We start from the raw sequence: 26,957 nt of genomic DNA, 5'->3' as shown, positions 1-26,957 counted from the left end.
TTTCGCCCGATGCCGTGATGACTTGAATGCTCTCCGTGACTCATTCTTCACTGTTCCCGATCAGGAGCCGTTCCAACTCTTTTCGGTCGGGAAGTCCTGCGGGTTGTTCGATCCGGCCGCTGCGGACGTACAGGAACGAGGCCGTGACCTGCTCCAGGGGGACGCCCGCCTGTTCGGCCCAGGCGAGCCGGTAGACGGCGAGTTGGAGCGGATCGGCGGTCTCCTCGCGGTGCGTCTTCCAGTCCACCACTTCGTAGCGTGACGCGCCGCCGAATTCTGACCCGCCGTCACCTTCCCGGTAGACCGCGTCGATCCGGCCGCGCACCACCCGGCCCGCCAGCACCAGGTGGAACGGCGTCTCGACCCGGTACGGCTCCCGGTCCGCGTACGGCGTGCGCAGGAACGCCTCCTTGAGCCGCTCCAGGTCCTGCTCGTCCTCGATGCCGTCGTCGTCGGCGCCGGGCAGCGCACCCGGCCCGATCAGCATCAGCGGCTCGATCCTGGACTGCACCCAGGCGTGGAAGCGGGTGCCGCGGCGGGCTGCGGGCTGCGGCGGGCGCGGCATCGGCCGGGCCAGGTCGCGGGCGAAGCCGTCCGGGTCGGCGGCCAGGCGCAGCAGCTGGGTGGCGGACAGCGAGGCGGGCAGCGGGACCTCCCGCACGCCGCGCCGGGAGCGCTCCAACTCCCCCGTCAGCGCGTTCAGGTCGCGGTCCCAGGACTCGACCAGCCGGCGGTCCTCGGGGGCCATCGGCCCGGGTTCCGGGGCGGGCTGCCCGGCGAGGCGGCGGTGCACCACCTCGGCGACCCGGCGGCGGGCGTGCTGGGCGGCCGGGTCGAGCGGCAGCGGCCAGGGGCGTTCGACGGGCGCGGCCAGCGCCGGGTTCTCGGCGCCCTTGGCCGGCGGCTCGGTCCAGTGCTCGATCTCGCCGTTGCCGGGCTCCTCGCAGTGGGCGCGCAGCTGCTCCAGGAAGGCGGACGGGCCGCGCGCCGTCTTCTGGCTCGGTCCCCACCAGTGGCCGGAGGCGAGCAGCAGGCCGCGGGGCCGGGTGAAGGCGACGTAGCCGAGGCGCAGTTCCTCGGTGCCGGAGTGCTCGGCGAGCGCCGCCTTGAAGGCGGCCATCGACTTGCCGTTCCAGCCGTCGCGCACGTCGGGCAGGGTGGCGCCGTCGCCGCGCAGGGCGTGCGGCAGGACGCGCTTGGTGCTGGTCCAGCGCTCGCGCGCGTTCGAGGACGGGAACGCGCCCCTGACCAGGCCGGGGACGGCGACGACGTCCCACTCCAGGCCCTTCGACTTGTGCGCGGTGAGCACCTTGACGGTGTCCTCGCCGCCGGGCAGGCCGGCGTCCAGCCCGCGGTCGTGCTCCTGGGCGGCGCGCAGGAAGCCGAGGAAGGCGGCCAGGCCCGGGTCGCCGTCGAGGTCGGCGAAGGAGGCGGCGACGTCCAGGAAGGCGTGCAGGGTCTCCCGGCGGCGGGCGGCCAGCGCCTGCGGGGAGGCGGCGAGTTCGACCTCCAGACCGGTCGCGGCGAGGACCCGGTGCAGCACGTCCATCAGCGGCTCGGCCAGCGAGCGGCGCAGTTCGCGCAGCTCCCGGGCGAGCCGGGCGAAGCGCACCCGGGCCTCGGCGGAGAACGGCAGTTCGTCGGGCTGCTCGCGGTCGAGGAAGGTCTCCAGGGCGTCGGCGAGCGAGACCACCTCGGTGGGGTCGGTCTCGGCGACCGCGGCGGCGAGCGGTTCGACGCCGTCGGGCCGGGCGGTGCGGACCAGATCGGCGGCGCGCCGGCCGAGCATGGCGAGGTCGCGCGGGCCGATCCGCCAGCGCGGGCCGATCAGCAGCCGAACCAGGGCGGCGTTGGCGGTCGGGTCCTGGAGCACCTCGCAGACCGCGACCAGGTCCGCGACCTCGGGCAGGTGGAGCAGCCCGCCGAGGCCGACCACCTCGACCGGCACGTCGCGGGCGACCAGCGCGGCGTGGATGTCGGGGAAGGCCGCGCCGCCGCGGCAGAGCACGGCGATCCGGCCGGGCGCGGTGCCGGTGCGCACCAGGTGGGCGACCGAGTCGGCCAGCCAGTCGATCTCCTCGGCGTGGGTGGGCAGCAGCGCGGCCCGGACGAAGCCGTCCTGCTCGGCGCCGGGGGCGGGGCGCAACGCCTCGACGCCCTCGTGCATCTCGCGCAGCGGCGCGGCCAGCCGGTTGGCGAAGGCGAGCAGCCGGCCGCCGCTGCGGCGGTTCTCGCTGAGCGCGTACCGGTCGGCCGGGGCGCCGTCGGCCCGCGGGAAGTGGTGGGGGAACTCGTCCAGGTTGGCGACGGAGGCGCCGCGCCAGCCGTAGATGGCCTGGCATGGGTCGCCGACGGCGGTGACCGGGTGCCCGGACGGCTGCCCGTCCGGGCCGGCGCCGAAGAGGCCGGCCAGCATCAGCCGCTGGGCGACCGAGGTGTCCTGGTACTCGTCGAGCAGGACGACCCGGTACTGGCCGCGCAGCAGGGCGCCGACCTCGGGGCGCTGCTGGGCGAGCCGGGCGGCGGCGGCGATCTGGTCGCCGAAGTCCATCAGGCCGGCGGCGGTCTTGCGGCGCCGGTAGTCCTCGACCAGGCGGAGCAGCTCCAGGCGGGCCCGGGCGGTGGCGGGGACGGCCCGCAGGTCGTCGTTGGTGAGCCTGGCGGTGGCGAGGGTGTCGAGGAGCTCCTCGTCGTGGGCGCGCAGGGTGTCCGGGTCGACGAGGTGCTCGGCGAGTTCGCCGTCCAGTGCGGTGAGGTCGGCGACCAGGTTGGCGAAGGTGCCGGTGAGGGCCGGGAAGGGGCCGCGGGCGGTGCGCAGCACCTTGGCGGCGAGCTGGAACCGGGTGGCGTCGGCGAGCAGCCGGACGTCGGGCTCGATGCCGATCCGCAGGCCGTGCTCCTTGAGGAGGCGGCCGGCGAAGGCGTGGTAGGTGGAGATCTCGGGCTCGCCGAGCGCCTCCTCGGCGAGACCGGCGGCGCTCCCCCAGCCCTCGGCCGGGGCTGTCCCCAACCCGCACTGGCGCAGGGCGGTGCGGACGCGTTCGGCGAGTTCGCCGGCGGCCTTGTTGGTGAAGGTGAGGCCGAGCACCTCCTCGGGGCGGACGGCGCCGGAGCCGACCAGCCAGACGACCCGGGCGGCCATCACGGTGGTCTTGCCGGAGCCCGCGCCGGCGACGATGACGGCCGGCCGGAGGGGGGCGCCGATGGCCGCCATCTGCTCCCGGTTGAAGGGGATGCCCAGCAGCTCCTTGAGCTGGTCGGGGTGGCTGAGCACGGCGGTCACCCCGTAACGGTAACGGGGGGTACGGACAGGTCGGGCCGTACGGGAGGGCTCCTGTGGCGACCCTCACTGCCGCGCCGTCCGCCGGCGCTCGGCGGCCCGGGCCCCGCGGACCGGACCCGGCCGACCGGACCCCGCGGATCGGACCCGGCCGGCCCGGCGCCCGCCGACCGAACCCCGCCGACCGGACCCCGCGGACCGGACCCGGCCGGCCCGGCGCCCGGGACGCGCCCCGCGCCCGGCCTACTCCACGACCTGGGCGCCGTCGCGCTGGGCGGAGCAGCTGCGGCGGAAGGAGCAGCGGTCGCAGCCGGTGCCGGTCTGCGGGACGAACCGCTCGGCGAGGATCCGCCCGGCGGCGTCGGCGAGCAGGTTCTCGATCCACGGCTCGCCCTCGGGCGGCTCCTGCCGCTGCACCTTGGGCGCGTCCGGCACGGCCTTGTCGGGCTTGCGCAGCTGGACCAGCTCGGCGCCGCCCGTCTCCGGGGCCGAGCCGTCGAAGCCGGGCAGCTCGTTGAGCGCGCCGGCCCGGACGGCGAGCTGGTAGACGGCGAGCTGCTTGTGCTCGGGCAGCGACTTGTCGGTGGGCAGTTCCTTGCCGGTCTTGAAGTCCACCACGTAGGCGCGCCCGGCCTCGTCCTTCTCGACCCGGTCCATCGAACCGCGGATCCGCACCCGGACCCCGCCGGCGTCGAGGGTGACGTCGAAGCCGTGCTCGGTGGCGACGACGTCGCGGCCGCGGCCCATCACGTGCCAGGTGAGGAAGCGCTCCAGGGCGGCCCGGGCCTCGGTCTTCTCCTGCTGGGACTTCCACGGGGCGTCGAAGGCCAGCGCGTCCCACACGGTGTCGAGGCGCTCCATCAGGACGGCGAGGTCGGCGGGGGTGCGGCCGGAGCCGACCTCGTCGGCGAGGGCGTGCACGACGTTGCCGAAGCCCTGCGCGGCGGAGGAGGTGCCGCGCGCCTTGACCTCCTTGTCCAGGAACCACTGCAGCGAGCAGTTCTCCAGCTGCTCCAGGCCGCTGCCGGAGAGCCGGATCGGGAGGTCGGCGTCGCGCAGCGGGTCGGGGGCGGCGGTGGCGTCGTCCAGGCCCCACCAGGCGTCGGGCCGGGCGGCGGGGACGAGCGGCCGGTCCTCCTCGTCGGTGGCGAGGGCGAGGGTGGCGAGCCGTTCGGCGGCGGCCCTGCGCAGCTCGGGCGAGCGGGCCGGGTCGACGGTGACCGCGCGCAGCTCGGCGACCAGCGCGGGGACGGAGAGCGGGCGGCGCGGGCGGTGGGTGACGTCCTCGACGGTGACCGGCGGGGTACGGCGGACGACCCGGCCGGTCCTGGGGTCGACGTCCTCGCGGTAGAGCTCGCGCAGGAACCGGGACGGCTGGTCGCCGTCGTCGGCGGGTGCCTTGACGGCGGTGACGACCAGCCGCTCCTTGGCCCGGGTGGCGGCGACGTAGAAGAGCCGGCGCTCCTCGGCGAGCAGGGCGGCCGGGGTGAGCGGTTCGGCGAGGCCGTCGCGGCCGATCCGGTCGGCCTCCAGGAGCGAGCCGCGGCGGCGCAGGTCGGGCCAGAGGCCGTCCTGGACACCGGCGACGACGACGAGCCGCCACTCCAGGCCCTTGGCCCGGTGGGCGGTCATCAGGCGCACCGCCTCGGGGCGGACGGCCCGCACGGTGAGGGTGTCGGCGGCGATGTCCTGGGCCTCCAGCTCGGCGAGCAGGTCGAGGGCGCCGCGGTGGCCGGTGACCTGCTCCTCGGCGCGGGCGGCGGTCTCGAACAGGGCGCAGAGCGCGTCGAGGTCGCGGTCGGCGTTGCGGCCGGCGGCGCCGCCGCGCAGGGCGGCCCGCTCCAGGCGTTCGCGCCAGCGCCGGGAGCCGTCCCACAGCTCCCAGAGGGCCTCCTCGGCGGTGCAGCCGCCGGCGAGGCGCTCGCGGACCTTGCGCAGCAGCGTGCCGAGGTCGTGGGCGCGGCGGGCGTAGGGGGCGTCGAGGACGACGAGCTGCTCGGGTTCGGCGAGGGCCTCGCGGATCAGCTCGCCGGCCGGGCGCGGCACGGCGGCGGGACGGGCCTGGGCGGGCACGGCGGCGGCCGGGGCGCCGGCTCCGGCGACGGTCTCCGCTCCGGCCTCCGCTCCGGTCCCGGCGTCGGCTCCGGTCGCGGCGTCGGCGTCGGCCCCGGCGGCCTCGGCGCGCCGGGCCTCGGCGCGCAGCGCGGCCCGCTCCTCCTCGCGCAGGGCGCGGCCGAGCCGGCGCAGGTCGGCGCCGTCGAGGCCGCCGAGCGGGCCGGTGAGCAGGGTGTGCGCGAGGTCGGTGGTCAGCGGGTCGGGCGCGTCGGGGGCGTGCCGGTCCCGGACGGCCTGCTCGGCGCAGACCCGCAGGGCGAGCAGCAGCTGGGCGACGGCCGGCTCCTCGCGCAGGGGCAGGTCGTCGCCGTCGATCTCCAGCGGGACGCCGGCCGCGCCGAGCGCCCGCCGGACCCCGGGGATGGACCGGGCCCCGGCCCGGACCAGGACGGCCATCTCGCCCCACGGCACGCCGTCCTCCAGGTGGGCGCGGCGCAGCAGGTCGGCGACGGAGTCCAGTTCGGTGCCGGGGGTGGGGTAGGTGTAGACCTCGACCCGGCCGCCCTCGCGGGAGGGCAGCAGGGCGCGGTGCTGGGCGAGCTTGTCGGCGGGCAGCCGGCCCATCGGCATCCGGCGGGTGAGCTCGCGGGCGGCGGCGAGCAGGACGGCGCCGGAGCGGCGGGAGACCCGCAGGACCTTGACGTCGGCGGGGCGGCCGTCGGCGTGCCGGAAGGTCTGCGGGAACTCCAGGATGCCGTTGATGTCGGCGCCGCGGAACGCGTAGATGGACTGGTCGGGGTCGCCGACGGCGATCAGTTCGCGCCCGTCGCCGGCCAGCCGGCACAGCAGCCGGACCTGGGCGGGGTCGGTGTCCTGGTACTCGTCGACGAAGACCGCGTCGTACCGGTCCCGCAGCCGCTGCTCGACCTCGGGGCGCTCGGCGAGCAGCACGGCGCGGTGGACGAGCTCCGCGTAGTCGAGGACCCCCCGCAGGTCGAGGACGTCGAGGTACTCGGCGAGGAAGTGGGCGGCGGCGGCCCAGTCGGGGCGCTGGACGCCCTCGGCGAACCGGGCCAGCTCGGCCTCGCCGAGGCCCAGCTCACGGCTGCGGGCGAGGACGGCGCGGACCTCGTCGGCGAAGCCGCGGGTGGTGAGGCAGGCCCGCAGGTCGAGCGGCCAGCCGATCCGCGACCTGCCGAGCCGGGCGTCCTCGGCCCCGCCGGCGAGCAGTTCGCGGACCATGACGTCCTGCTCGGGGCCGGAGAGCAGGCGCAGCGGCTCGGCGTAGTCGGCCGGGTCCTGGTGGGCGCGGAGCAGGGCGTAGCAGAAGGAGTGGAAGGTGGTCGCCTGCGGGGCGGCGGCCCCGGCGCCGGCCGCGGTGACGCCGAGCCGGCCGGCCATCCGGTCGCGCAGTTCCATCGCCGCCTTGCGGCTGAAGGTGAGGACGAGGATCCGGTCGGGGTCGGTGCCGCGCTCGATGCGCCGCGCGACGGCCTCGACCAGGGTGGTGGTCTTGCCCGTCCCCGGTCCCGCGAGCACCAGCAGCGGGCCGCCCGTGTGCTCCGCCACGGCGCGCTGGTACTCGTCGAGCACGGGCGGGGCGGGCGGCACGAGGGGGCTGCGCACCAGACGGTAGGGGGAGCTCACGGACGTCCTGGGGGTCGTGCTTCGGGCAACGGCGGGCGGGCCCGCCGAGGGGCCCGCCGTATCGAGCCTACGATCCTGCCCCGTCATTCCCGTCCGCGCACGGGTTTCGCGCCGGTTCGTCGGCGTCGGTTTCGGCATCGCCGTCGTCGTCGCCGTCGCCGTCGCCGTCGCCGTCGCCGTCGGCCGATGTTCGCCGACGTTCGCCGTCGGAGGACCGGACCGCCCCCGCACGCGCCCGCCCCGCGGCTACTCCCCGGACGGCTCGCCGTCCCAGCGGGCCCGCTTGAGGTCGACCCGGGGCGGGTCGGCGAGCTCGCGCAGCGGGGTGCCCTCCTCGGCGTAGTGGGAGAGGGCGCGGTGCTCGTGGCCGGGGAGGAAGCGGCCGTCGGCGCGGATCACCCGCCACCAGGGCACGGCGCCGCCGTACAGGGCCAGCACCCGGCCGACCTGGCGCGGACCGCCCTGGCCGAGGTACTCGGCGATGTCGCCGTAGGTCATCACCCTGCCGGGTGGAATCCGCTCGGCCAGGTCGAGCACCAGTTCGGCGAAGGGCGGCAGCTCGCCGCGGTCACCGTCGTCGTGGGCGTCCGTCACCTGCGGCATTCTTCCGCATCCGGCCGGACGCGGGGGCCTGTGCGAACGATCCGCCGCGCCCGATCCGGCCCCTGTCCAGCGCGGGGCGCCGCGGCATGCCACCATCTTCGGGGCGGTGAGTGGTGATACGAGGACAAGACCAGATGACCGGGACGGCTGACGTGGGTGTGGACGAGGGCTCCGACGAGTCCTCCGGCGCCGTGCCCGCAGGTCCCGGCGGTGTGCCCGTCACCGAGCCGTCGCCGGAAGTCTCCCTGATCAAGGACCGGACGATCAAGACCCCTCAGCCGACCGGCCCCGGGACGGGGGCGCCCGCCACCCTCCCGGCCCAGCCGCCCGCACCCGCCGCCGAGCCGCCCACCGCGACCGGCCCGGACGGGCCCGCGCCGGACGAGCCCGCACCGAACAGCCACGGGACGAACGGCCACGCGACGGACGGCCCCGTGCTGAACGGCCACGCCCCGGGTCGACCCGACCCGGAGCGGCCCGACCCGGACGGCTACGACCCGCTGGACGACGCACCGCACCTGGACGTCGACGAGCCGCTGCTCGCCGCCCGCGCGCACCGCCCCTCCGACCTGATCCGCTTCCTGGCCGGCGTGCTCGGCCTGATCGCGGTCTTCGTGCTGGCCGGCGTCGCGACCTCGACCACCACCGGCATCGAACTGGACATCGCGTCCAACGCGCCCCGCTTCTCCCCGGTCCTCGCCACCATCACCGGCCTGGTCTCCAGCGTCGCCGTCCTGGCCGTGCCGCTCGCCTTCGCGGTCGAACGGCTGATCAAGCGCGACGGCCTGCGGGTCGCCGACGGCGTCCTCGCCTCGGTGCTCGCCTACGGCGTCTCCCTGGGCATCGACTGGTGGGTCGCCGAGGGCGCCTCCGACCACATCCGGGACGCCCTCACCCGCCTCCCGCTGGACTCCAACGGCACCCTGACCGACCCGGTGCACGGCTACCTCGCCCCGGTGATCGCCTACATGACGGCGGTCGGCATGTCGAGCCGCCCGCGCTGGCGGGTCGCCCTCTGGGTGGTGGTGATCTTCAGCGGGATCACCGAGCTGCTCGGCGGCTACACCACCCCGCTCTCCCTGCTGCTCACCGTGCTGATCGGCTGGTCCGTCGCCTACGGCACCCTGTACGCGATCGGCTCGCCGAACATCCGGCCCACCGGCCAGCACCTGATGATCGGCCTGCGCAAGGTCGGCTTCACCCCGGCCAGCGCCCACCGCGCGCCGGACGCCCCCGGCGGCACCCGCCGCTACCTCGTCGCCCAGCAGAGCGGCCCGCCGCTGGACGTCCACATCGTCGACCGCGAACAGCAGGCCTCCGGCTTCTTCTACCGGGCCTGGCGGCGGCTGCGGCTGCGCTCGGTGGCCGTCCGGCGCAGCCCCCAGTCACTGCGCCAGGCACTGGAGCAGGAGGCGCTGATCGCCTACGCGGCCGCCGCCTCGGGCGCCCGCGCCCCGCAGCTGGTCGCCACCTCCGAGCTGGGCCCGGACGCCGCGATCCTGGTCTACGAGAACGTCGAGGGCCGCACCCTGGACGACCTCGCCGACGAAGAGATCACCGACCAGGTGATGGCCTCACTGTGGGAGTCGGTCGCCGCCCTGCACGAGCGCCGGATCGCCCACCGGCGGCTCACCGGCGAGTCGCTGCTGGTGACCGACGGGAAGACGGCCTGCCTGGTCAACCTCTCCGGCGGGGACATCGCCGCCACCGACCTGACGCTGCGCATCGACGTCGCCCAGTTGCTCACCACCTTCGCCCTGCGGATCGGGCCCGAGCGGACGGTCGCCACGGCCAACGCGGTGCTCGGCGCCGACCGGGTCGCCCAGGCGCTGCCGCTGCTCCAGCCGGTCGGGATGAGCCGCTCCACCCGCGTCGACCTCAAGCGGCTCAGCAAGGAGCGGAAGGCCGCCGCCCAGGCCAGGGCGCTGGAGCAGGTCGCCGCCGGGGAGCGCACCCAGCAGCAGGCCGAGGAGGACATCGCGCTGGCCGGCGAGGACCTGCTCAGCCGGATCCGCGGCCAGATCCTGCAGATCGCCCCCGAGGCGCCGATGGAGCCGGCCAAGCTGGAGCGGCTCAAGCCGAAGAGCCTGATCATGGTGATCGCGCTCACCTTCGCCGCCTACCTCGCGCTGACCACCATCAAGCCGGCCCAGCTCAAGCTCTCCCAGATGGACTGGGCCTGGGCGGCGGTGGCCCTCGCCGCGGCCGCCTTCTCCTACATCGCCGCGTCGATGAGCCTGACCGGTTTCGTCCCCGAGAAGCTGCCGTTCCGCCGCACGGTGGCCGCCCAGCTCGCCGGGTCCTTCGTCAAGCTGGTCGCGCCCGCCGCGATCGGCGGCATCGCGCTGAACACCCGCTACCTGCAGAAGGCGGGCATCCGCTCCGGCCAGGCGGTCGCCTCGGTCGGCGCCTCCCAGCTGGCGGGCCTGACCGGGCACCTGCTGCTGCTGTTCAGCTTCGGCCTGATCACCGGCAGCCAGACCAACGGGGACCTCTCCGCGTCCCGCGCGGTGATCATCGGCGTGCTGACCGCCGCCGTGCTGGCCCTGGTGGTCGCGGCGGTCGCCCCGCTGCGGCGGTTCGTGCTGAACCGGCTGCGCTCGCTGTTCTTCGGCGTGGTGCCCCGGATGCTCGACCTGATGCAGACGCCGAGCAAGCTGGTCACCGGCTTCGGCGGCATCCTGCTGCTGACGCTCTCCTTCACCGCCTGCCTGGACGCCTCGGTGCAGGCCTTCGGCGGGTCGATCTCGTTCTCCGCGGTCGCGGTGGTCTTCCTGACCGCCAACGCGGCCGGCTCCGCGATCCCCACCCCCGGCGGCATCGGCCCGGTCGAGGTCGCGCTGATCGGTGCGCTCACCGTCGCCGACGTGCCGCCCACCGTCGCCACCCCGGCGGTCTTCCTCTACCGGGCGCTCACCTTCTGGCTGCCGGTGCTGCCCGGCTGGATCTCCTACAACGTGCTCCAGCGCAAGGGAGCGCTGTAGCCGGAGCGGGGCGCGTGCGGCACCGGGTACGCGAAAGGGCCCGCCGGAGCGGGCCCTTCCACCGGTCCGGTCAGTACACCGGCTTGTGCGGCTCGATCTGGTTCACCCAGCCCAGCACGCCGCCGCCCAGGTGGACGGCGTTGGCGAAGCCGGCCGACTTCACCACGGCCAGCACCTCGGCCGAGCGGACGCCCGACTTGCAGTGCAGCACGATCTTCCGGTCCTGCGGCAGCTGCTCCAGCGCGTTGCCCATCAGGAACTCGTTCTTCGGGATCAGCACGGCACCGGGGATGCTGACGATCTCGTACTCGCCGGGCTCGCGGACGTCGATCAGGTAGATGTCCTCCTGGTCGTCCTGCCACTGCTTGAGCTGCTTCGAGGTGATCGTCGAACCGGCGGCGGCCTCCTGGGCCTCCTCCGACACGACGCCGCAGAAGGCCTCGTAGTCGATCAGCTCGGTGACGGTCGGGTTCTCGCCGCAGACCGCGCAGTTCGGGTCCTTGCGGACCTTCACCTGGCGGTAGTTCATCTCCAGGGCGTCGTAGATCATCAGCCGGCCGACCAGCGGGTCGCCGACCCCGGCCAGCAGCTTGATCGCCTCGGTGACCTGGATCGAGCCGATCGACGCGCAGAGCACGCCCAGCACGCCGCCCTCGGCGCAGGACGGGACCATGCCCGGCGGCGGGGCCTCCGGGTAGAGGCAGCGGTAGCAGGGGCCGTGCTCGGCCCAGAACACGCTCGCCTGGCCGTCGAAGCGGTAGATCGAACCCCACACGTACGGCTTGCCGAGCAGCACCGCGGCGTCGTTCACCAGGTAGCGGGTGGCGAAGTTGTCGGTGCCGTCCACGATCAGGTCGTAGCCGGAGAAGATCTCCAGGACGTTGGAGTTGTCGAGGCGCTCCTCGTGGAGGATCACGTCGACGTAGGGGTTGATCTCCTTGACGGAGTCCCGTGCCGACTCGCCCTTGGAGCGGCCGATGTCCGACTGGCCGTGGATGATCTGACGCTGCAGGTTCGACTCGTCGACCACGTCGAACTCGACGATGCCGAGCGTGCCGACGCCGGCCGCCGCCAGGTACATCAGGGCGGGCGAGCCCAGGCCGCCGGCGCCGACGCACAGCACCTTGGCGTTCTTCAGCCGCTTCTGCCCGGCCATGCCCACGTCGGGGATGATCAGGTGGCGGGAGTACCTGCGGACCTCGTCAACGGTGATCTCGTCGGCCGGCTCGACCAGGGGTGGCAGCGACACGGGGACTCCGAAAGTCGTCAGTTCAGGTGGCCAGGGCCAACCTCTTGTGGCTTGTTGCTCCGCCACCGAGGTGGCTCTGCTACGCCAACAGTGTCATGCCGGTCCGGTATTCCGAGACAGCCCGTCCGATGGGCGAGACGCCCGGCGTCGGATGGTGGGACCACGGACCGCACCGCCGGGACGCCGGGAAACCCGGTCCGCCCGGGAGGCGACACGCCGACGGCGGCGGGCCGTTGGCACCTCCCGGACGGGCCGGCGGCGGGCCGCCCCGCGGGGCGGACGCGGGTCAGACCCGGCAGGCCGTCTCCAGCCAGACGTCGCCCAGGGACTCCTCCAGCGGCACCTGTGTCCGCCAGCCGAGACGGTCCCGCGCCGTCCGCACGTCCGCCTGCCGCCACGGCACCGGCTCGCCCGCCGGCCCCCTCCCCTCGGCCTGCCGCGGCTCCGCCGGACGGTGGCCCGGCAGGTGGTGCCCGACCACGTGCCCGGGCAGGTGGTCCGCCTGCCCGCCGGTCTGCGCGGGCAGCAGGACCTGCCGGTTCTCCTCCACGATCGACCCCTCGAAGCCGGACGCCCGGACCAGCAGCTGGGCCGCCTCCCGGGCCCGGACGGCGTGCCCGCTGCCGATGTTGATCACCCCCGTGGCCGCCGACACCGCCGCCGCCTGGATCGCCCGCGCGACGTCCCGGACGTCCACGAAATCCCGGTACCCGGACAGGTCCGGCATCCGCACCTGGGACTCCTCCCGCTCCAGCGCCCGCCGCAGCCCCTCGGCCAGCCGCCCGAACAGCGAGGCGGTCGGCGCCCCCGGCCCGACCACGTCGAACACCCGCAGCACCGCCGCGTCCAGCCCGGAGGCCAGCACCAGCTCCGTCCCGGCCAGCTTCGACACCCCGTACGGACCGACCGGGCGCGGCTCGGCGCCCTCCGACACCGGCACCCCGCCCGGCACCGGCCCGTACTCGGCCGCCGAGCCGACGTGCACCAGCCGGGCCGGCTCCCGGCTGCGCCGGATCGCCTCGCAGACGGTGGCCACGGCCAGCGTGTTGGCCCGGATCAGCGTGCGCGAGCTGCCGTAGGTGGCACCCGCGCAGTTGATCACCACCTGTGGCGCGACCGCGTCCAGGAACCGGGCCAGCGCGCCCGGGCTGCCGGTGGTCAGGTCGAAGCGGATGTCGGCGGAGTCACGCCGGCCGAGCACCGTCACCTGCAACTCCGGGTCCACGAGCAGACGGTCGGTGACCCGACGGCCGATGAAGCCGTCGGCGCCCAGCAGCAGCACCCTCATCGGGGGCGTCCTTCCACGAAGCCAGACCGGGTACGGCCTGGCGGGTCCGAGTGAACAACGGGAGATCGAAACGGAACGGGGCAACGAGCGGAACGAACGGTCGCCCCGGCGGGCGGCGCGGACCGACAGCCGGAGGGCGGACCGATGCGCACGGCGACCGCCCGCCCGGCCCGGCCCGGCGGTCAGCGGTGCGCATCGGGACGGCCGAGCACCGGCCACGCGTACGCCAGCAGGGCCAGCGCGACGGCACCGCCGCCCAGCGGACCGGCCACCGGCGGCGGCACCGCCGGCGCCGCCGCCCCGGCCAGCGCGCCGAACGCGGCGGCCGCGGGCCGGCCGCAGCGCGCCAGCAGCGCGGGCAGCACCAGCAGCAGGCCCAGCAGCCCCTGCGCCGCCCACTGCCCCGGGCCGGCGCGCTCCACCGCCAGGTGCAGCAGGCCGCCGCCGTGCCCCGGCCCCGGGCGCGGCGCGACGGCGGTCAGCACGGCGAGCGCGGCGAAGGTCAGCACGGCCAGCACCGCCAAGTGCAGCGCCACCGCCACCGGAAGTACCGGCCGCATCCGGGCCCGGAACTCGGCCAGCGTCGCCGCCGTCCCCAGGTGGCCCCGGCCGACGTGCCGGAACCAGCGGGCGGCCCACTCCGCCGACCCGGCCGACAGCGCCGCCGCCAGCACCAGGGCCGCCGTCACCCGCCGGTCCTCCGGTCCGCCGGCCGCCACCGCCAGCGGGCCCAGCAGCAGCCCGGCCACCCCGGCCCCCTGGACCCCCGGCCACCACCACCGCCGCCACCCGCCCGGGGCCGCCGCCCGGCGCGTGCCGCCCGGGACCGGCCCCAACTCCTCCTCGGGCCCGCCTGCCGGGCACTCGTGGTCCACGGGTCCGCCCGGACCGGCCGGACCGGGCCGCACGGGCCGGAGCACCGCCGGCCACCCGTCCGGACCGGCCGGACCGGACGCGCCAGACGCGCCGGACGCGGCCGGGACGAGCGCCAGCGGTACGGCCGCCGCCAGCAGGACGGGCCGCCCGGCGCCGAGCCCGGCGGCCGCCGCGCACGGGAGCGCGGCCAGCACCGCCGTGCGGAGCGCCACGCCGCAGCGCCGCTGCCAGCTCTCGCCGGGCACCGCCGCCACCGCCCCGCCCGGGCGGCGCGGCACCCGGGCGTACAGCTCCTCGGCGAGCGAGAACAGGTCGGCGTGCCGGCACCGGGCGGCCGCCGCCGGGCCGAGCCCGGCCTCCTCCAGACCCGCGGCGATCTCCAGCGGGTCGACGGCCCGCTCGCACAGCTCCCGGTGCTCCGCCATCACCTCCCGGACCGGGTCCCCGGAGAGCCCCGGAAGCCCGGTGGCCCCGGGGACGCCGCCCGCACCGGCCGCGCCCGGCGGGCGGGCTCCCCCGGCCACCCCTGCGGCAGCGTCCACACCGCCCGCCATCAGACCGCCTCCGCGAGCGCGGCGGACCGGTCGGACGCCCCGTCCGCACCCTCGGCGCCCGCACCCGCCCCCGCCTCCTCGGCCCGCGGCCCGACGGCGGACCCCGGCCCGGAAGCTCCCGACCCGGCTGCCCCTGCCCCGACCGCCCCTGCCCCGACTGCTCCGGGCCCCTCAGCCCCCGCCCCGGCGGCCGCACCGCTGCCCGCGGCACCGCCGCCCGCCTCCGCGCCGCGCCCCCGCTCGGTGAGCCAGTACTCGGCGGGCCGGGCGAACGGACGCGGCCGGGGACCGCCCGGTGCGCCGGCCGCCCCGGCGGCGGCCGGGTAGGCCGGCCACTGCGAGACCAGCTCCAGGTAGATCTCCCGGAAGGCCCCGGTCACCGGCTCGACGGCGAAGCGTTCCTGCGCCCGCAGGCGGCCGGCCAGACCGAGCCGGGCCCGGCGCTCCTCGTCCCGCAGCAGGGCCAGGCAGGCACCGGCCAGCGCCCGCGGGTCACGCGGCGGGACGAGCAGCCCGGTCGGCCCGACCACCTCCCGGGTCACGCCGACGTCGGTCGCCACCACGGCCCGCCCGCTGAGCATCGCGTCGGCCAGCAGCCGGGGGCCGCGCCGGGAGAGCGCGGAGAAGAGGACCACGGAGCCCTCCGCCCAGGCCAGGGCCGTGGACCGGGGGCGGCCGGCGAACCGGACCGCCCCGGCCACCCCGAGCCGTTCGGCGACCGCCGCACAGTGCGCCCGGTAGCCGGGGGCGGCTTCCTCGCCGTGGAGGACCAGCCGCGCCTGCGGCAGTTCGGCCCGGACCAGGGCGAAGGCGTGCAGCGCCGGTTCCGGGTCCCGCCCCGGCTCCAGGGCCCCGGCCCAGACCAGGGTCGGGGCCTGCGGCTCCGGGCCCGCGGCGGGCCGGTCCACCGCCGGGGTGCCCTCGTACACGACGCGGATGCGCGCCGGATCGGCCCCGCAGCGCTGCTGCCACTGCTGGTCGTGGGCGCTGCCGGGGGTCAGGACGGCGGCCTGCCGGTAGGTCTCCTCGGTGAGCGCCCGGAAGAAGGCGAGCAGCAGCGCCCGGACCGGCCGGAGGTACGGCGTCTCCCGGTAGCCGAGGTACTGCTCGCGCAGGTGCAGGCCGTGCTCGGTGACCACGAACGGCACCCCGTGCAGCTGCTTGGCGACCAGCGCGGGCAGGGCGGCGGGCCCGCCGCCGACCACGTGGCAGAGGTCGGCGGCGCCGAGCCCGCCGGGCCCGCTGCCGTACCAGGGGGCGGAGAGCGGCCGCAGGCACTGTTCGAGCAGGTCCGCACCGACCAGGACGTCGCGGACCAGCGGCTGCCCGGCGGAGGTGTCGGCGCCGGGCGAGCGCCAGACCCGCTCCAGGGTGCGCCGGGCCTGGGCGGAGACCAGGAAGGCCGGCAGCCCGCCGTCCTCGCGGGCGAGTCCGGCCAGCCGGTACAGGGCGGTGCCGAAGGCGGGCCGCTCGCCCGGCCGCAGCAGCGCCCCGACGAGCTGTTCGTACGCCCGGGCGTACTGGCGTCCGCGCAGGGCGCCGGGCGCGCGGTCGGCCGGGCGCCGGCCCCGGAGGGCGAACCCGTGCACCGCGGACCGCCGGCCGTCCGGGTCTCCGTCGCCGGTGCCCGGTCCGGCGTCCCCGCCCAGCACGTACCACTCGAAGTCGTGCTCGCGCAGGCCGTCCACCAGCCGGTCGCACCAGCCGTCGGCGCCACGCCGGGCATGTGGACGCACACCCTCGGTGAGCAGGGCAACGCGCACGGGAGACCTCCAGAGCAGAGCGGATCGACGGATTGCTGAGCGGCTCGATCGGCGCCCGGCCGCCCCCGCGTCCGACGCGGGGGCGGCCCGGGGCGGAGGAGCCGGCCCGCCGGGGGCATCGCGGCCCGGACCGGCGGCCGTCCCCCGGCCGCCGGTATCCCTCGGCGGCCGCCCTCCGGGTTCTCCGGCGGCCGCGTCCCCCCACACCTGTTCGGTCCGACAGCAGAAAGGTAGGACCGGCCTACGGCAATCCATCGGTCACATGCCTGGTTGCCACCTGAACGAGTGAACCGGAGTGACCACTTCCCGATCAGGGCGTTAACGGCGTCCGATCAAGGGGTATCCGTCGTGCCCCACACGACCCGTGCCCGGGTCAGCCGGCCCGCGCCAGCAGCTCCCGCACCGCCCGGGCCACCTCGCCGGGGTGCTCCATCATCGAGACGTGCCCGGAGTCCGGCAGGACCAGCAGCCGGGAGTCCGCGAAGGCCGTGCAGGCCCGGCGCGCCGAGCGGTACGAGACCAGCTTGTCGCGCAGCCCGTACACGAGCAGCACCGGCGCCTTCACCTGCGCGGCCTGCCGCCAGAGCGCCTGGTCGCCGCGCTCGGTGTAGGCGGAGACGATCCCGCGCACCGACCCGACCAGCGCCGGCACCGCGTACGGCAGCTCCTGCCGCCGCCGGTACTCGGCCACCGCCTCCGCCCGGACGGCCGGGGACAGGGCGTCCGGGTCCCCGTAGACCAGCCGCAGCACGTCACCGGCGGCCTCCTCGGGACCGCGCCCGTCGGCCCGCAGCCGGCGCAGCAGCCCGGGGACGCCGGGCACCGCGAGCAGCCCGGTCGGCCAGGCGGTGCGCTGCGGCGGGAGTTCGGGCAGGGCCGGCGAGATCAGGGTGAGGCTGCGGACGAGGTCCGGGCGCAGGGCGGCGAGCCGGACGGTGACGGCGCCGCCGAGCGAGTTGCCGAAGAGGTGGACCGGGCCGCGGCCGGACGCCTCCAGGTAGCCGATGACCGCGCGGACGTGCCCGGAGAGGGAGAGGTCGCCGTCCCGGGGCGGGGCGGAGTCACCGAAGCCGGGGAGGTCCACGGCCTCGCCGTCGACCAGGTCGGTGAGCCGGCCCAGGAGCGCCGTCCAGTTGGCGGCCGAGCCGCCGAGGCCGTGCACGAAGAGCGCCGGCGCCCGGCCGTCGGGCGCGGCCGGGGCGGGGTCGAGCCGGTGCACCGCCACGACAGCGCCGGGGACCTCCACGGTGCGCGACGGCGCCGGGGCGGCCGTCTCCGGTCGTACCTGCTGCTCAGCGCTGCTCATGGTGGACGATGGTAGTGAGCCGGTGCCGCCGCGTCCTGCGCACGGGCCGCGCCCGGAATGGTCGTCCCTGCCCTTGTCACACCACTGCCGGTGGCCGTGGTCAGCGCCGTATTGTGGGCTCCTGACAAGGGGGCTGGCCGCTTTTCTCACGCCTGCCAAGCGCGAAGGCGGTTACCCGAAAGTAGAATCGGTCATCTTGCCAACCCCGTACGACCCGTGAAATGAGGAGCGCCGTGACGGCCATCCAGGAGGCGCAGGAGCGCCCGCGCGGTGCCCGCCTGCCGCGAAGCGCCCGCCGTGAACAACTGCTCGGTGCCGCCCAGGAGGTGTTCGTCGCGCAGGGTTACCACGCGGCCGCCATGGACGACATCGCCGACCGCGCCGGGGTGAGCAAGCCGGTGCTCTACCAGCACTTCCCCGGGAAGCTGGACCTCTACCTGGCGCTGCTGGACAAGCACTGCGACGCCCTGGTCGATTCGACCCGCGAGGCGCTGGAGACGACCACCGACAACAAGCTGCGGGTGGCCGCGACGATGGAGGCGTACTTCAACTACGTCTCCAGCGAGTCCGGTGCCTTCCGGCTGGTCTTCGAGTCCGACCTGACCAACGAGCCGGCCGTGCGCGAGCGCGTCGAGCGGGCCGCGGAGGCCAGCGCGACGCTGGTCAGCAAGGTCATCCAGGAGGACACCGACCTCCCGGAGTCGGAGTCCAAGCTGCTCGCGGCCGGGGTCTGCGGCCTGGCCCAGATCACCGCGCGGTACTGGCTCTCCCAGGGACTGGAGATCCCGCGCGACGAGGCGGTCCGGCTGGTCGCCAGCCTGGCGTGGCGCGGCCTGAAGGGCTTCCCGATGCACCCGAACCTCGATTCCCCGGAGGCCCCCGCCCCCGGGCGGTGATCACCGGACCTTCGCCTCGGCACCGATCCGGTGCTCTATGGTGAAGCCGTACGGCGCGGTCGCCGCGAACGCTTGTCCCAGGCGGTCCGGTGCCCGCGCGTGGATGGCTGCAACCCCGGAGGGACGGAAGCCGTGGAGGTCAAGATCGGCGTGCAGAACGCGCCGCGCGAGATCGTCATCGAGAGCTCGCAGACTGCCGATGAGGTCGAGAGTGCGGTCGCCAAGGCGCTGGAGGGCACCTCGAAGCTCTTCACGCTGACCGACGAGCACGGCCGCCGCGTCATCGTCCCGGCCGAGCGCCTGGCGTACGTGGAGATCGGCGAGCAGGCCGCCCGCAAGGTCGGTTTCGGCACGCTCTGAGCTGTCCTGCGGTGCCCCGTCCCCTCGCCGAGGGGGCGGGGCACCGTCGCGTGTACGGCCGGGGGGAGCGGGGTACGGCGAGAGTGCGGCCGGCCGCGTGGCCGCACACTCGCGCCCCGGGGAGGCACCCTTGCTGGTCGAGACGCTCGCCTTCGTCCTCGTCGGCCTGTTCGTCGGCGCCACCGCGCTGCTGTCGCTGCCCGCGTACTTCCCCTCCGGGTGGGGGCTGACGATGGGGACGGCGCTGGTCTCCGCGCTGCTGGCCGGGGTGATCGCGCACTTCACGCTGGACGGCGAGTACCCGGCGGCCGGCATCGCGGTCTCGGCGGTCGCCTCGGCCCTGCTCACCTCGGTACTGGCGCGGCCCGACCTCGCCGCCGGCCGGCAGCCGGCCCACCGGCACCGCCCGCACCGGACGGGCTCCCACCGGCGGCACCGGCACGCCTGAGCCGCCCGGCCCCGGGGAGGCCGGGGTCCGGAGAAGGCCGGGGCCCCGGGGAGGCCGCGGCCCGACCGGCTAGGAGGCGAGGCCGAGCGCGGCCATCCGCCGGGTGTGCGCCTCGGTGATCCGGTTGAACATCTTGCCGACCTCGACCAGGTCGAAGCCCTGCACGCTGACGCCGCCGACCAGCAGGTTGGAGAGCGCGTCCCGCTCGGCGACCACCCGCTGGGCCTGGCTGAGCGCCTCGCCCATCAGCCGGCGGCCCCAGAGCGCCAGCCGGCCGCCGGCCCGCGGGTCGGCCTCGATGGCCTGGCGGACCTTGTCGACGGCGAACTGGGCGTGGCCGGTGTCCGACATGACGCCGAGGACCAGGTCACGGGTGTCGTCGTCCAGCCGGACGGCCACCTCGCGGTAGAAGTCGGTCGCGATCGCGTCGCCGACGTACGCCTTGACCAGGCCCTCCAGCCAGTCCGAGGGCGCGGTCATCCGGTGGAACAGCTCCAGCGGCTCGACGAAGGGCCGCATCGCCTCCTGCGGGTCCGCGCCGACCTCGGCCAGCCGGTCGTGCAGCCGCTGGTAGTGCTGGAACTCGGCGGAGGCCATCCGGGCCAGCGCCGCCTTGTCGGCCAGGTCGGGCGCCAGCTTGGCGTCCTCGGCGAGCCGCTCGAAGGCGCTCAGCTCGCCGTACGCGAGGGCGCCGAGCAGGTCCAGCACGGCCGCCCGGTAGCCGGGGTCGGCCGAGCAGCTCGCCCAGTCCCCGATCGAGCCGTCCGCCACGTCCTGCGTCTCACCACGGTTCTCCATGACCCGCCACCTTAGTCCCGATCCGTCCCGGGTCGCTCCCCGCACACGCCCGGCCCATCCGCTCCGCCCGGCCCCGGCGGGGCCCCGCGGGCGGCCGGGTCGGACCGCTCCGACCTGCGATGTCGTCCGCGTCACGTGTTCGAGTCGTCGGGTGACTGTATGGTGGTACGGAGGCCCGTCGTGCTCGCACGGTGTCACCGCCGTCTCGGTGTGCCGGGCAAGCCCGCTCCGAAGCGGCACCGTCCGTCAGGACGTGTCCGTACCGGAAGCCGGGACCTCAACGTACGCGGATGCCCGGTCGGAGAGCCGATCGGCTCCGACCAGGGCTTGGACTTCAAGCCTTGGCACCGCATCAGTGGCCGAGCGAGGGCCGCCGAGACCGCGCCATCCCGGCGCAGGTCCCGCGCAGGTCCCTCACGGGAATCCTCCCCGACGCCGCCGGCGACGCGCCCCACTGGGCCGCGCGCACCGGCCGGCCGCAGGGACCGGCGCGGTTGTGCGTCCGCGCAGCTGTATCCGGGGCCGAACAGGCCCTGCACAGCCGCGCGGCTGCCCGCCCGCCGCTCGCTCTCGGCCCCTCCACACGGAAGAGGCAGCACCCTGTCCACCACCGCTGAACCCGCAAAGACCACCTTCCGGGACCTGGGGATCCTCCCGGAGACCGCCGAGGCCCTCGAGTCCGTCGGCATCGTCCACCCCTTCCCCATCCAGGAGATGACCCTGCCGGTCGCGCTGACCGGCCACGACGTCATCGGCCAGGCCAAGACCGGCACCGGCAAGACGCTCGGCTTCGGCCTGCCGCTGATCGAGCGCGTCGTCGTGCGGGCCGACATCGACGCCGGCCGCGCCGACGAGGACCAGCTCACCGACGCGCCGCAGGCACTGATCGTCGTCCCGACCCGCGAGCTCTGCACCCAGGTCACCAACGACCTGCAGACCGCCGGCAAGGTCCGCGACGTCCGCGTGCTCGCCGTCTACGGCGGCCGGGCCTACGAGCCGCAGGTCGAGGCGCTGAAGAAGGGCGTCGACATCGTCGTCGGCACCCCGGGCCGCCTGCTCGACCTGGCCGGCCAGAAGAAGCTGAACCTCTCCAAGGTCCGCGCGCTGGTCCTGGACGAGGCCGACGAGATGCTCGACCTCGGCTTCCTGCCGGACGTCGAGAAGATCATCACCATGCTGCCGGCCAAGCGGCAGACCCTGCTGTTCTCGGCCACCATGCCGGGCCAGGTCATCAGCCTCGCCCGCCGGTACATGAGCCAGCCGACCCACATCCGGGCCACCGCTCCGGACGACACCGGCAGCACCGTCGCCAACACCGAGCAGCACATCTTCCGTGCGCACTCGCTCGACAAGGTCGAGATGGTCTCGCGCATCCTGCAGGCCGACGGCCGCGGGCTGGCGATGATCTTCTGCCGGACCAAGCGGACCGCCGCCGACGTCGCCGACCAGCTGACCCAGCGCGGCTTCGCGGCCGGCGCCGTCCACGGCGACCTCGGCCAGGGCGCCCGCGAGCAGGCCCTGCGGGCGTTCCGCAACGGCAAGGTCGACGTGCTGGTCTGCACCGACGTCGCGGCCCGCGGCATCGACGTCGAGGGCGTCACGCACGTGATCAACTACCAGTGCCCCGAGGACGAGAAGACCTACCTGCACCGGATCGGCCGCACCGGCCGGGCCGGCGCCTCGGGCACCGCCGTCACGCTGGTCGACTGGGACGACATCCCGCGCTGGCAGCTGATCAACAAGGCGCTCGACCTGAAGTTCAACGAGCCGGAGGAGACCTACTCCACCTCGCCGCACCTGTTCGAGCTGCTGAAGATCGCCAAGGGCACCACCGGTGTGCTGCCGCGCTCGGAGCGGACCCGGGCCGGGCTCGGCGCGGAGGAGGTCGAGGACCTCGGCGAGACCGGCGGGCGCGGTTCGCGCTCGGCCGGTGCCGCCCGGGGCCGCGGCGGACGGGCGGGCGGCCCCGGCCGGTCCGGCCCCGCCGAGACCGTCGCCACCGAGGAGAAGCCGGCCCGCAAGACCCGCGAGCGCCGCCGCACCCGCCGCGGCAGCGCGGTCGACGAGGCCGTCGAGGGCACCGCCACCGACGCCGCCGTCGCCGAGGCCACCGTGCCGGGGACCCCGGCCGTCGAGGGCGCCGAGGGCGATTCCGCGGCCCCGCGCCGCCGCCGTCGCCGCTCGCGCGGTGCGGCGTCCGGCGAGGACGCCACCGCCGCCGTGGCGGAGGCTCCGGCCGCCGTCGCCGAGGCCGCCGTCGCGGCTCCGGCCGCCGAGCCGGTCGCCGAGGAGAAGCCGAAGCGCACCCGCACCCGGGCCAAGAAGGTCGCGGCGCCCGCCGAGACCGCCCCGGCGGAGGCCGCCGAGGCCGCCCCCGAGGCCGCCCCCGAGGCCGCTGGCGAGGCCGCCGGCGAGGCTCCGGCCCCGCGTCGGCGCACCCGCACCCGCCGCCCGGCGGCCGCCCCCGAGGCGACCCCGGAGAGCTGACCCGCCCTGTCCGAAGGGGGCGGCCGGAACCTTCCGGCCGCCCCCTTCGGCATCGGCACACCCGGCACCACCGGGCGGACGACGGCTCGACGGCTCAGCGGACCGACGGACCGACGGACCGACAGACCAACGGCAGACCCTAGGCTCGGAGCCGTCCGCCCCGGTGCGGCCCCGCCGCCCAGGTCCCCAGGAGGTCCCGTCCATGAGCACGCCGCCGTTCCTCACCCTCCCGCCCTGCGCACGTGCACTGCGGGTGGCGACGGCACGCGGCGGGTTCGCCGCGCTGCGGGCGGAGCCGGCGGGGGCGGTGCGCGGGTCCGCGCTGCTGGTGCCCGGGTTCACCGGCAGCAAGGAGGACTTCATCGCGCTGCTGGAGCCGCTGGCGGCGGCGGGCTACCGGGTGACGGCGGTCGACCAGCGCGGGCAGTACGAGACCGGCGGCCCGGACGACCCCGCCGCCTACGCGGTGGCCGCGCTGGGCGCCGACGTGCGGGCCCTCACCGACGCGCTGCTGGCCGAGGCCCGCGCGGCCGACGGCGGAGCCGGACGGCTGCACCTGCTCGGCCACTCCTTCGGCGGCCAGGTGGTCCGGGAGGCCGTCCTGGCCTCCTCGGCCGGGGCGGCGGCCCTCGCCGGGACCGCCGTTCCGCCGCCGTGGGCGACGCTGACGCTGATGTCCACCGGGCCGGGCCCGATCGACCCCGGCGAGGCGGAGCGGACCAAGCTGCTGGTCGACGTGCTGCCGACGATGTCCCTGGAGGAGATCTGGCAGGTGATGCGGCAGATGGAGGAGGGCAGCGGCGACCGCGCCCGCCGCCCCGCCCCCGAGGTGGCCGCGTTCCTGCACCGCCGCTGGCTGGCCAACGTGCCGCAGTCGCTGATCACCACCGGCGGCCACCTGGTCGCCGCGCCGGACCGGGCGGACGAACTCGCCGCGGTGGTGGCCGCCGGGCTGCCCGCCCTGGTCCTCTCCGGGGTGCGGGACTACGCGTGGCCGGTGCCGGAGCAGACCGCGATGGCCGCCCGGCTGGGCGCGCTCCGGGTGGTGGTCGAGGACGCCGGCCACTCCCCCAACGCCGAGCAGCCGGCCGCCACCGCCGCCGCCCTGGCCTCCTTCTGGGCCTGACCGCCTCCGCTCCTCCCGACACCCCGCCGGCAGCGCCGACCGGGGCCCCGCCGTAGGGCCTCTCCGGGGGCCCTGGTAAAAGGCATGGCGACAAAATTCGTTAGTTGCGGTAATATTTGATTTGGTCCTGGAAGCATCGTCGACAGTGACGTCGGCGTGCCATCGACGCGCATCATCCGAAACCAGGACTTCACGGACGGGCAACGGCCCGGTAGCAGCGCCACCGCAGAGTGGTTCGCGAGGGACCGGACGCCCTTGGCAAGCAGGGGGGAGCCCTCTTTGCCGCAACGGTCGGTCGACCGTTCGACCCGACAGACCCCGAAAGGGCTGATACCGACTCAGCCACGCGCGCCCCGCCCGACGGGGCCAGGAAAGGAGACGCCCATGCGCTTCGAGATCCTCCGACTGGACGACATCCACGGCACCGCCACCGACCGCCTGATCGCCGACGCCGAGACCGTCCGCGAGCTCGTCCAGGCCGCCGCCCGCACCGGCGAACGCCTGCTCATCCGTCCGTGCCCGGCCGTCTGACCGGCCTCCGCGGCGTCTCCGGCAGAGAGCCCTCACCCGCCGCCGACGAGCCGGGACCGTCCGACCCGGACGTTCCGATACCGCACTGACGCCCCGTCACCGCACCAGCGAGGACGGGGCGTCAGTGCGTCCGGGACCGACCGGTGCCGCACACCGGCCCGCGCCGCGGACGTTTGCCGCCGCCCCGCGCTGGACAATTCCCCAACGGGATCCGCCCGCACCGCGCCCACCCCGCGCCGGACGGGCGTCCGCCACCGACAGGTGCCGCCGGACCGCCCTCCGTACGGGTGATCGTCCTTGACGCGGCGGTCCGGAGGGAGGAGCGTTGTCGGCTATGAGGGGCGAGCCAAGCTGCCCGAGGTGCGCCGGTCGGGTCCGCGCCCCCGGTCTGTTCTCAGACACCTGGCAGTGCGACCGGCACGGCGCCGTGCATCCGATGCAACCGGTGCTGCCCCCGAGCGTGGAGGCGCTCGGCGTCGCCGTCGCCCGGTCCCAGGTCCCCGTCTGGCTCCCCTGGCCGCTCCCGGTCGGCTGGCTGTACACCGGCATCGCGCACGTCGGTGACGACGTCTCGGGGGCCCGCGCCACCGCCGTCGCCTGCGCCGGGCCGGCGCCGCTCGGCGGGTTCGGCGAACTGGTGCTGGTCGCCGAGGAGCTGGGCGTAGGCCTCGGCGCCCGCTACGCCGGGCTCCCCGGGCCGGACCCGGGCGAGTCGGTCTCCCTCTACAAGCCGGCGGACGCCAAGCTGCTTGCCGCCGGGCGGCCCACCCCGATGTTCCACGTCCCGGACGCACCGGCCGACCGCGCGGTCTTCGTCGGCGAGGCCCGCGGCCTCTGGCTCTGGGCGGTGGCCTGGCCGGAGCAGTCGGCGCTGGTGATGTACGACGAGCTGGTGCTGACCGACCTCAGGGAGGCCGGTGCGGAGCTGGACCTGCTGCCCTGCGGGGCGGTCTCCCCCCGGCTGCTCGGCTGACGCCGGACGGCCTGTGGCCCGACACCCGGGCGCACTATCCTGGGCCGCACTCAGCCGACGACCCAGGGAGCACCGCCCGTGCGCATCGACCTGCACGCCCACAGCAACGCCTCCGACGGCACGGACAGCCCGGCCGAACTGGTCGCGGCGGCGGTCGCGGCCGGACTGGACGTCGTGGCACTGACCGACCACGACACGGTGGCGGGCCACACCGAGGCGGCCGAGGCGGTGCACGCGCTGCCCGCCGGCACCCGGCTGACGCTCGTCCCCGGTGCCGAGCTCTCCTGCCGGGTGGACGACATCTCGATGCACCTGCTGGCCTACCTGTTCGACCCCGCCGAGCCGGACTTCGCGGCCGAGCGCGAACTGGTGCGCACCGACCGGTTCCGGCGCGGCCGGGCGATCGTCGAGCGCTGCCGCGAGCTGGGCGCGGACATCAGCTGGGAGCAGGTGCAGCGGATCGCGGGAAGCGGCTCGGTGGGCCGGCCGCACATCGCCAGCGCACTGGTCGAGGCGGGCATGGTGGCGGAGGTCTCGGACGCGTTCACCGCGGACTGGCTGGCCAACGGCGGGCGGGCGGACGTCCCCAAGCACGAGACCGACCCGGTGACGGCGGTCCGGCTGGTCCGGGCGGCCGGCGGGGTGCCGGTGTTCGCCCACCCGGGGGCGGTGAAGCGCGGGCGGACCGTCTCCGACCAGGTCATCGCCGACCTCGCGGCCGCCGGGCTGGCCGGGCTGGAGGTCGACCACATCGACCACGACGAGCCGGCCCGGGACCGGCTGCGCGGACTGGCGGCCGAGTTGGGGCTGCTGACCACCGGGTCCAGCGACTACCACGGCGCCCGCAAGACGGTCCGGCTCGGAGCGCACACCACCGATCCCGCCGCCTACGAGGCGCTGGTGGACCAGGCGACCGGCGCGAAGCCCATCGGCGGCTGAGCACCCGGCGCCCCTCGCGCCGGTGTGCGGGGGCGGCCGACGTGGTGCGGCCGCCCCCGCACGCCCCATGACGGGGCCTCAGTCCAGCGGGACGCCCCGGCGGTCCGGGTCGCGCAGGTCGGTGCCGTGCTGGAGCCAGCGCTCCTGCAGCGCCGTCGCGCCGTGCACCCGCTTCCAGCCGGCCTCGTTGGGGGTCATCGGCAGCAGCGGCAGGAAGCGGACCGGGTCGGCGGGCTCGTCCAGCTCCAGGTCCTCGACCAGACCGCCGGGTTCGGCGGCCAGCACCGAGGTGAACGGCGCGCCGTCCCAGAGCGGGGAGCCGAGGTCCAGCGAGCCGCCGGGGGCCACCACCAGCCCCTCGACCTGCGGCGTCGCGGCGAAGGTGGCCAGCGTGCGGAGCACGCTGTCGCGCCCGCCACGGACCGTCAGAACCAGTTCGGCGCGCGGGCCGCGGACCTGGTCGGCGACCATGGCGGTCGGATCGGCCATCGGTGCGGCGGCCATCCCGAGCGTGGCGTAGCGGACCATGCCCTCGGGGTCGGGGCCGAAGCGCAGCACCTCGATCCGGTCGGCGCCCAGGAAGGTGACGGCGGCGCGGCCGCTCGGCTCGCCGAAGCTGGTGAGCAGCCGGGCCTCGACGGCCGCCAGCACCTCCTCGCGGGAGAGGCCGGTGCCGCCGGGGGCCGGAGAGGCACCGCCGGAGGCCGGGGAGCCACCGCCGGAGGCCGGGGACGGGTCACCGGAGGCCGGGGAGGGATCGCCGAAGAGCGGGAAGTCGTGCGCCATGCCGGTGA

The 26,957-nt window shown here is 75.9% G+C and carries 19 protein-coding genes; 9 read left to right on the top strand and 10 right to left on the bottom strand.

All coding sequences use genetic code 11. The features are described 5' to 3' along the window. Nucleotides 1-40: 40 nt before the first annotated feature. The 3 genes from AC067J_RS12905 to AC067J_RS12895 form a co-directional block, all read right to left on the bottom strand. A complete protein-coding gene (locus tag AC067J_RS12905) occupies nucleotides 41-3,283 on the bottom strand; it encodes a UvrD-helicase domain-containing protein (protein ID WP_478298457.1) in 3,243 nt (1,080 codons plus the stop codon). A gap of 240 nt (nucleotides 3,284-3,523) precedes the next feature. Then, nucleotides 3,524-6,982 carry an ATP-dependent helicase gene (locus AC067J_RS12900; protein WP_478298455.1) on the bottom strand — a complete coding sequence of 1,153 codons (3,459 nt, stop codon included), beginning with the start codon at nucleotides 6,980-6,982 and terminating at the stop codon, nucleotides 3,524-3,526. 246 nt (nucleotides 6,983-7,228) lie between these two features. Next, on the bottom strand, nucleotides 7,229-7,585 hold the full coding sequence (locus AC067J_RS12895) for an MGMT family protein (RefSeq protein WP_478298453.1): 357 nt from the start codon (nucleotides 7,583-7,585) through the stop codon (nucleotides 7,229-7,231). A gap of 134 nt (nucleotides 7,586-7,719) precedes the next feature. Between AC067J_RS12895 and AC067J_RS12890 the strand changes: the two genes are divergently transcribed. After that, the gene (locus AC067J_RS12890; protein ID WP_478298451.1) at nucleotides 7,720-10,569 is read left to right on the top strand and encodes a flippase-like domain-containing protein; all 2,850 of its coding nucleotides are present in this window, start codon (nucleotides 7,720-7,722) and stop codon (nucleotides 10,567-10,569) included. Between the two features lie 70 nt (nucleotides 10,570-10,639). Here the strand turns inward: AC067J_RS12890 and moeZ are convergent, their stop codons facing one another. The 5 genes from moeZ to AC067J_RS12865 form a co-directional block, all read right to left on the bottom strand. Then, nucleotides 10,640-11,818 (bottom strand): adenylyltransferase/sulfurtransferase MoeZ, encoded by a 1,179-nt coding sequence (gene moeZ, locus AC067J_RS12885; protein WP_327680444.1) that lies wholly within the window; start codon nucleotides 11,816-11,818, stop codon nucleotides 10,640-10,642. 286 nt (nucleotides 11,819-12,104) lie between these two features. After that, nucleotides 12,105-13,106 (bottom strand): NAD-dependent epimerase/dehydratase family protein, encoded by a 1,002-nt coding sequence (locus AC067J_RS12880; protein WP_478298449.1) that lies wholly within the window; start codon nucleotides 13,104-13,106, stop codon nucleotides 12,105-12,107. Between the two features lie 182 nt (nucleotides 13,107-13,288). After that, the gene (locus tag AC067J_RS12875; protein ID WP_478298447.1) at nucleotides 13,289-14,524 is read right to left on the bottom strand and encodes a hypothetical protein; all 1,236 of its coding nucleotides are present in this window, start codon (nucleotides 14,522-14,524) and stop codon (nucleotides 13,289-13,291) included. 11 nt (nucleotides 14,525-14,535) lie between these two features. Beyond that, a complete protein-coding gene (locus AC067J_RS12870) occupies nucleotides 14,536-16,299 on the bottom strand; it encodes a DUF3492 domain-containing protein (protein ID WP_478298445.1) in 1,764 nt (587 codons plus the stop codon). 373 nt (nucleotides 16,300-16,672) lie between these two features. Next, nucleotides 16,673-17,605, bottom strand: coding sequence for an alpha/beta fold hydrolase (locus AC067J_RS12865; protein ID WP_478298443.1), 933 nt, complete (start codon nucleotides 17,603-17,605; stop codon nucleotides 16,673-16,675). Between the two features lie 233 nt (nucleotides 17,606-17,838). On the opposite strand from AC067J_RS12865, the gene AC067J_RS12860 reads away from it, so the two are divergent. The 3 genes from AC067J_RS12860 (at nucleotide 17,839) to AC067J_RS12850 (ending at nucleotide 19,309) form a co-directional block, all read left to right on the top strand. After that, the gene (locus AC067J_RS12860; protein WP_478298441.1) at nucleotides 17,839-18,501 is read left to right on the top strand and encodes a TetR/AcrR family transcriptional regulator; all 663 of its coding nucleotides are present in this window, start codon (nucleotides 17,839-17,841) and stop codon (nucleotides 18,499-18,501) included. 132 nt (nucleotides 18,502-18,633) lie between these two features. Next, complete coding sequence (locus AC067J_RS12855; RefSeq protein ID WP_478298439.1) at nucleotides 18,634-18,861, top strand: DUF3107 domain-containing protein; 228 nt, start codon at nucleotides 18,634-18,636, stop codon at nucleotides 18,859-18,861. A 130-nt stretch (nucleotides 18,862-18,991) separates the two neighbouring features. Then, nucleotides 18,992-19,309: a hypothetical protein gene (locus AC067J_RS12850; protein ID WP_478298437.1), complete on the top strand. Its 318-nt coding sequence runs from the start codon at nucleotides 18,992-18,994 to the stop codon at nucleotides 19,307-19,309. Nucleotides 19,310-19,378: 69 nt separating this feature from the next. Here AC067J_RS12850 and AC067J_RS12845 read toward each other — a convergent pair whose 3' ends face one another. Further along, nucleotides 19,379-20,107, bottom strand: coding sequence for a ferritin-like fold-containing protein (locus AC067J_RS12845; protein ID WP_478298435.1), 729 nt, complete (start codon nucleotides 20,105-20,107; stop codon nucleotides 19,379-19,381). A 549-nt stretch (nucleotides 20,108-20,656) separates the two neighbouring features. On the opposite strand from AC067J_RS12845, the gene AC067J_RS12840 reads away from it, so the two are divergent. From AC067J_RS12840 to AC067J_RS12820, 5 genes are all read left to right on the top strand, one after another. Then, nucleotides 20,657-22,594 carry a DEAD/DEAH box helicase gene (locus AC067J_RS12840; RefSeq protein ID WP_478298946.1) on the top strand — a complete coding sequence of 646 codons (1,938 nt, stop codon included), beginning with the start codon at nucleotides 20,657-20,659 and terminating at the stop codon, nucleotides 22,592-22,594. 202 nt (nucleotides 22,595-22,796) lie between these two features. Continuing rightward, nucleotides 22,797-23,720, top strand: a complete 924-nt coding sequence (locus AC067J_RS12835; RefSeq protein WP_478298433.1) for an alpha/beta fold hydrolase — start codon at nucleotides 22,797-22,799, stop codon at nucleotides 23,718-23,720. Between the two features lie 384 nt (nucleotides 23,721-24,104). After that, complete coding sequence (locus AC067J_RS12830; protein ID WP_478298431.1) at nucleotides 24,105-24,251, top strand: hypothetical protein; 147 nt, start codon at nucleotides 24,105-24,107, stop codon at nucleotides 24,249-24,251. Between the two features lie 334 nt (nucleotides 24,252-24,585). After that, entirely contained in the window at nucleotides 24,586-25,224 is a 639-nt protein-coding gene (locus AC067J_RS12825; RefSeq protein ID WP_478298429.1) for a DUF6758 family protein, read from the top strand. 78 nt (nucleotides 25,225-25,302) lie between these two features. Then, nucleotides 25,303-26,163 (top strand): PHP domain-containing protein, encoded by an 861-nt coding sequence (locus AC067J_RS12820; protein ID WP_478298427.1) that lies wholly within the window; start codon nucleotides 25,303-25,305, stop codon nucleotides 26,161-26,163. 78 nt (nucleotides 26,164-26,241) lie between these two features. Here the strand turns inward: AC067J_RS12820 and AC067J_RS12815 are convergent, their stop codons facing one another. Continuing rightward, the gene (locus AC067J_RS12815; RefSeq protein ID WP_478298425.1) at nucleotides 26,242-26,949 is read right to left on the bottom strand and encodes a suppressor of fused domain protein; all 708 of its coding nucleotides are present in this window, start codon (nucleotides 26,947-26,949) and stop codon (nucleotides 26,242-26,244) included. Between the last annotated feature and the right edge of the window lie 8 nt (nucleotides 26,950-26,957).

Source organism: Kitasatospora sp. NPDC042419, from assembly GCF_056437345.1.
Note: the sequence above shows the minus strand (reverse complement) of the source record. Positions and strands in the feature narration are given on the sequence as shown.

What these genes read in the sequence shown, in the direction of transcription:
- AC067J_RS12895 (WP_478298453.1), bottom strand. Translation starts at nt 7,585, where the DNA reads ATGCCGCAGGTGACGGACGCCCACGACGACGGTGACCGCGGCGAGCTG.
- AC067J_RS12890 (WP_478298451.1), top strand. Translation starts at nt 7,720, where the DNA reads ATGACCGGGACGGCTGACGTGGGTGTGGACGAGGGCTCCGACGAGTCC.
- AC067J_RS12880 (WP_478298449.1), bottom strand. Translation starts at nt 13,106, where the DNA reads ATGAGGGTGCTGCTGCTGGGCGCCGACGGCTTCATCGGCCGTCGGGTC.
- AC067J_RS12865 (WP_478298443.1), bottom strand. Translation starts at nt 17,605, where the DNA reads ATGAGCAGCGCTGAGCAGCAGGTACGACCGGAGACGGCCGCCCCGGCG.
- AC067J_RS12845 (WP_478298435.1), bottom strand. Translation starts at nt 20,107, where the DNA reads ATGGAGAACCGTGGTGAGACGCAGGACGTGGCGGACGGCTCGATCGGG.
- AC067J_RS12835 (WP_478298433.1), top strand. Translation starts at nt 22,797, where the DNA reads ATGAGCACGCCGCCGTTCCTCACCCTCCCGCCCTGCGCACGTGCACTG.
- AC067J_RS12830 (WP_478298431.1), top strand. Translation starts at nt 24,105, where the DNA reads ATGCGCTTCGAGATCCTCCGACTGGACGACATCCACGGCACCGCCACC.
- AC067J_RS12825 (WP_478298429.1), top strand. Translation starts at nt 24,586, where the DNA reads ATGAGGGGCGAGCCAAGCTGCCCGAGGTGCGCCGGTCGGGTCCGCGCC.
- AC067J_RS12815 (WP_478298425.1), bottom strand. Translation starts at nt 26,949, where the DNA reads ATGGCGCACGACTTCCCGCTCTTCGGCGATCCCTCCCCGGCCTCCGGT.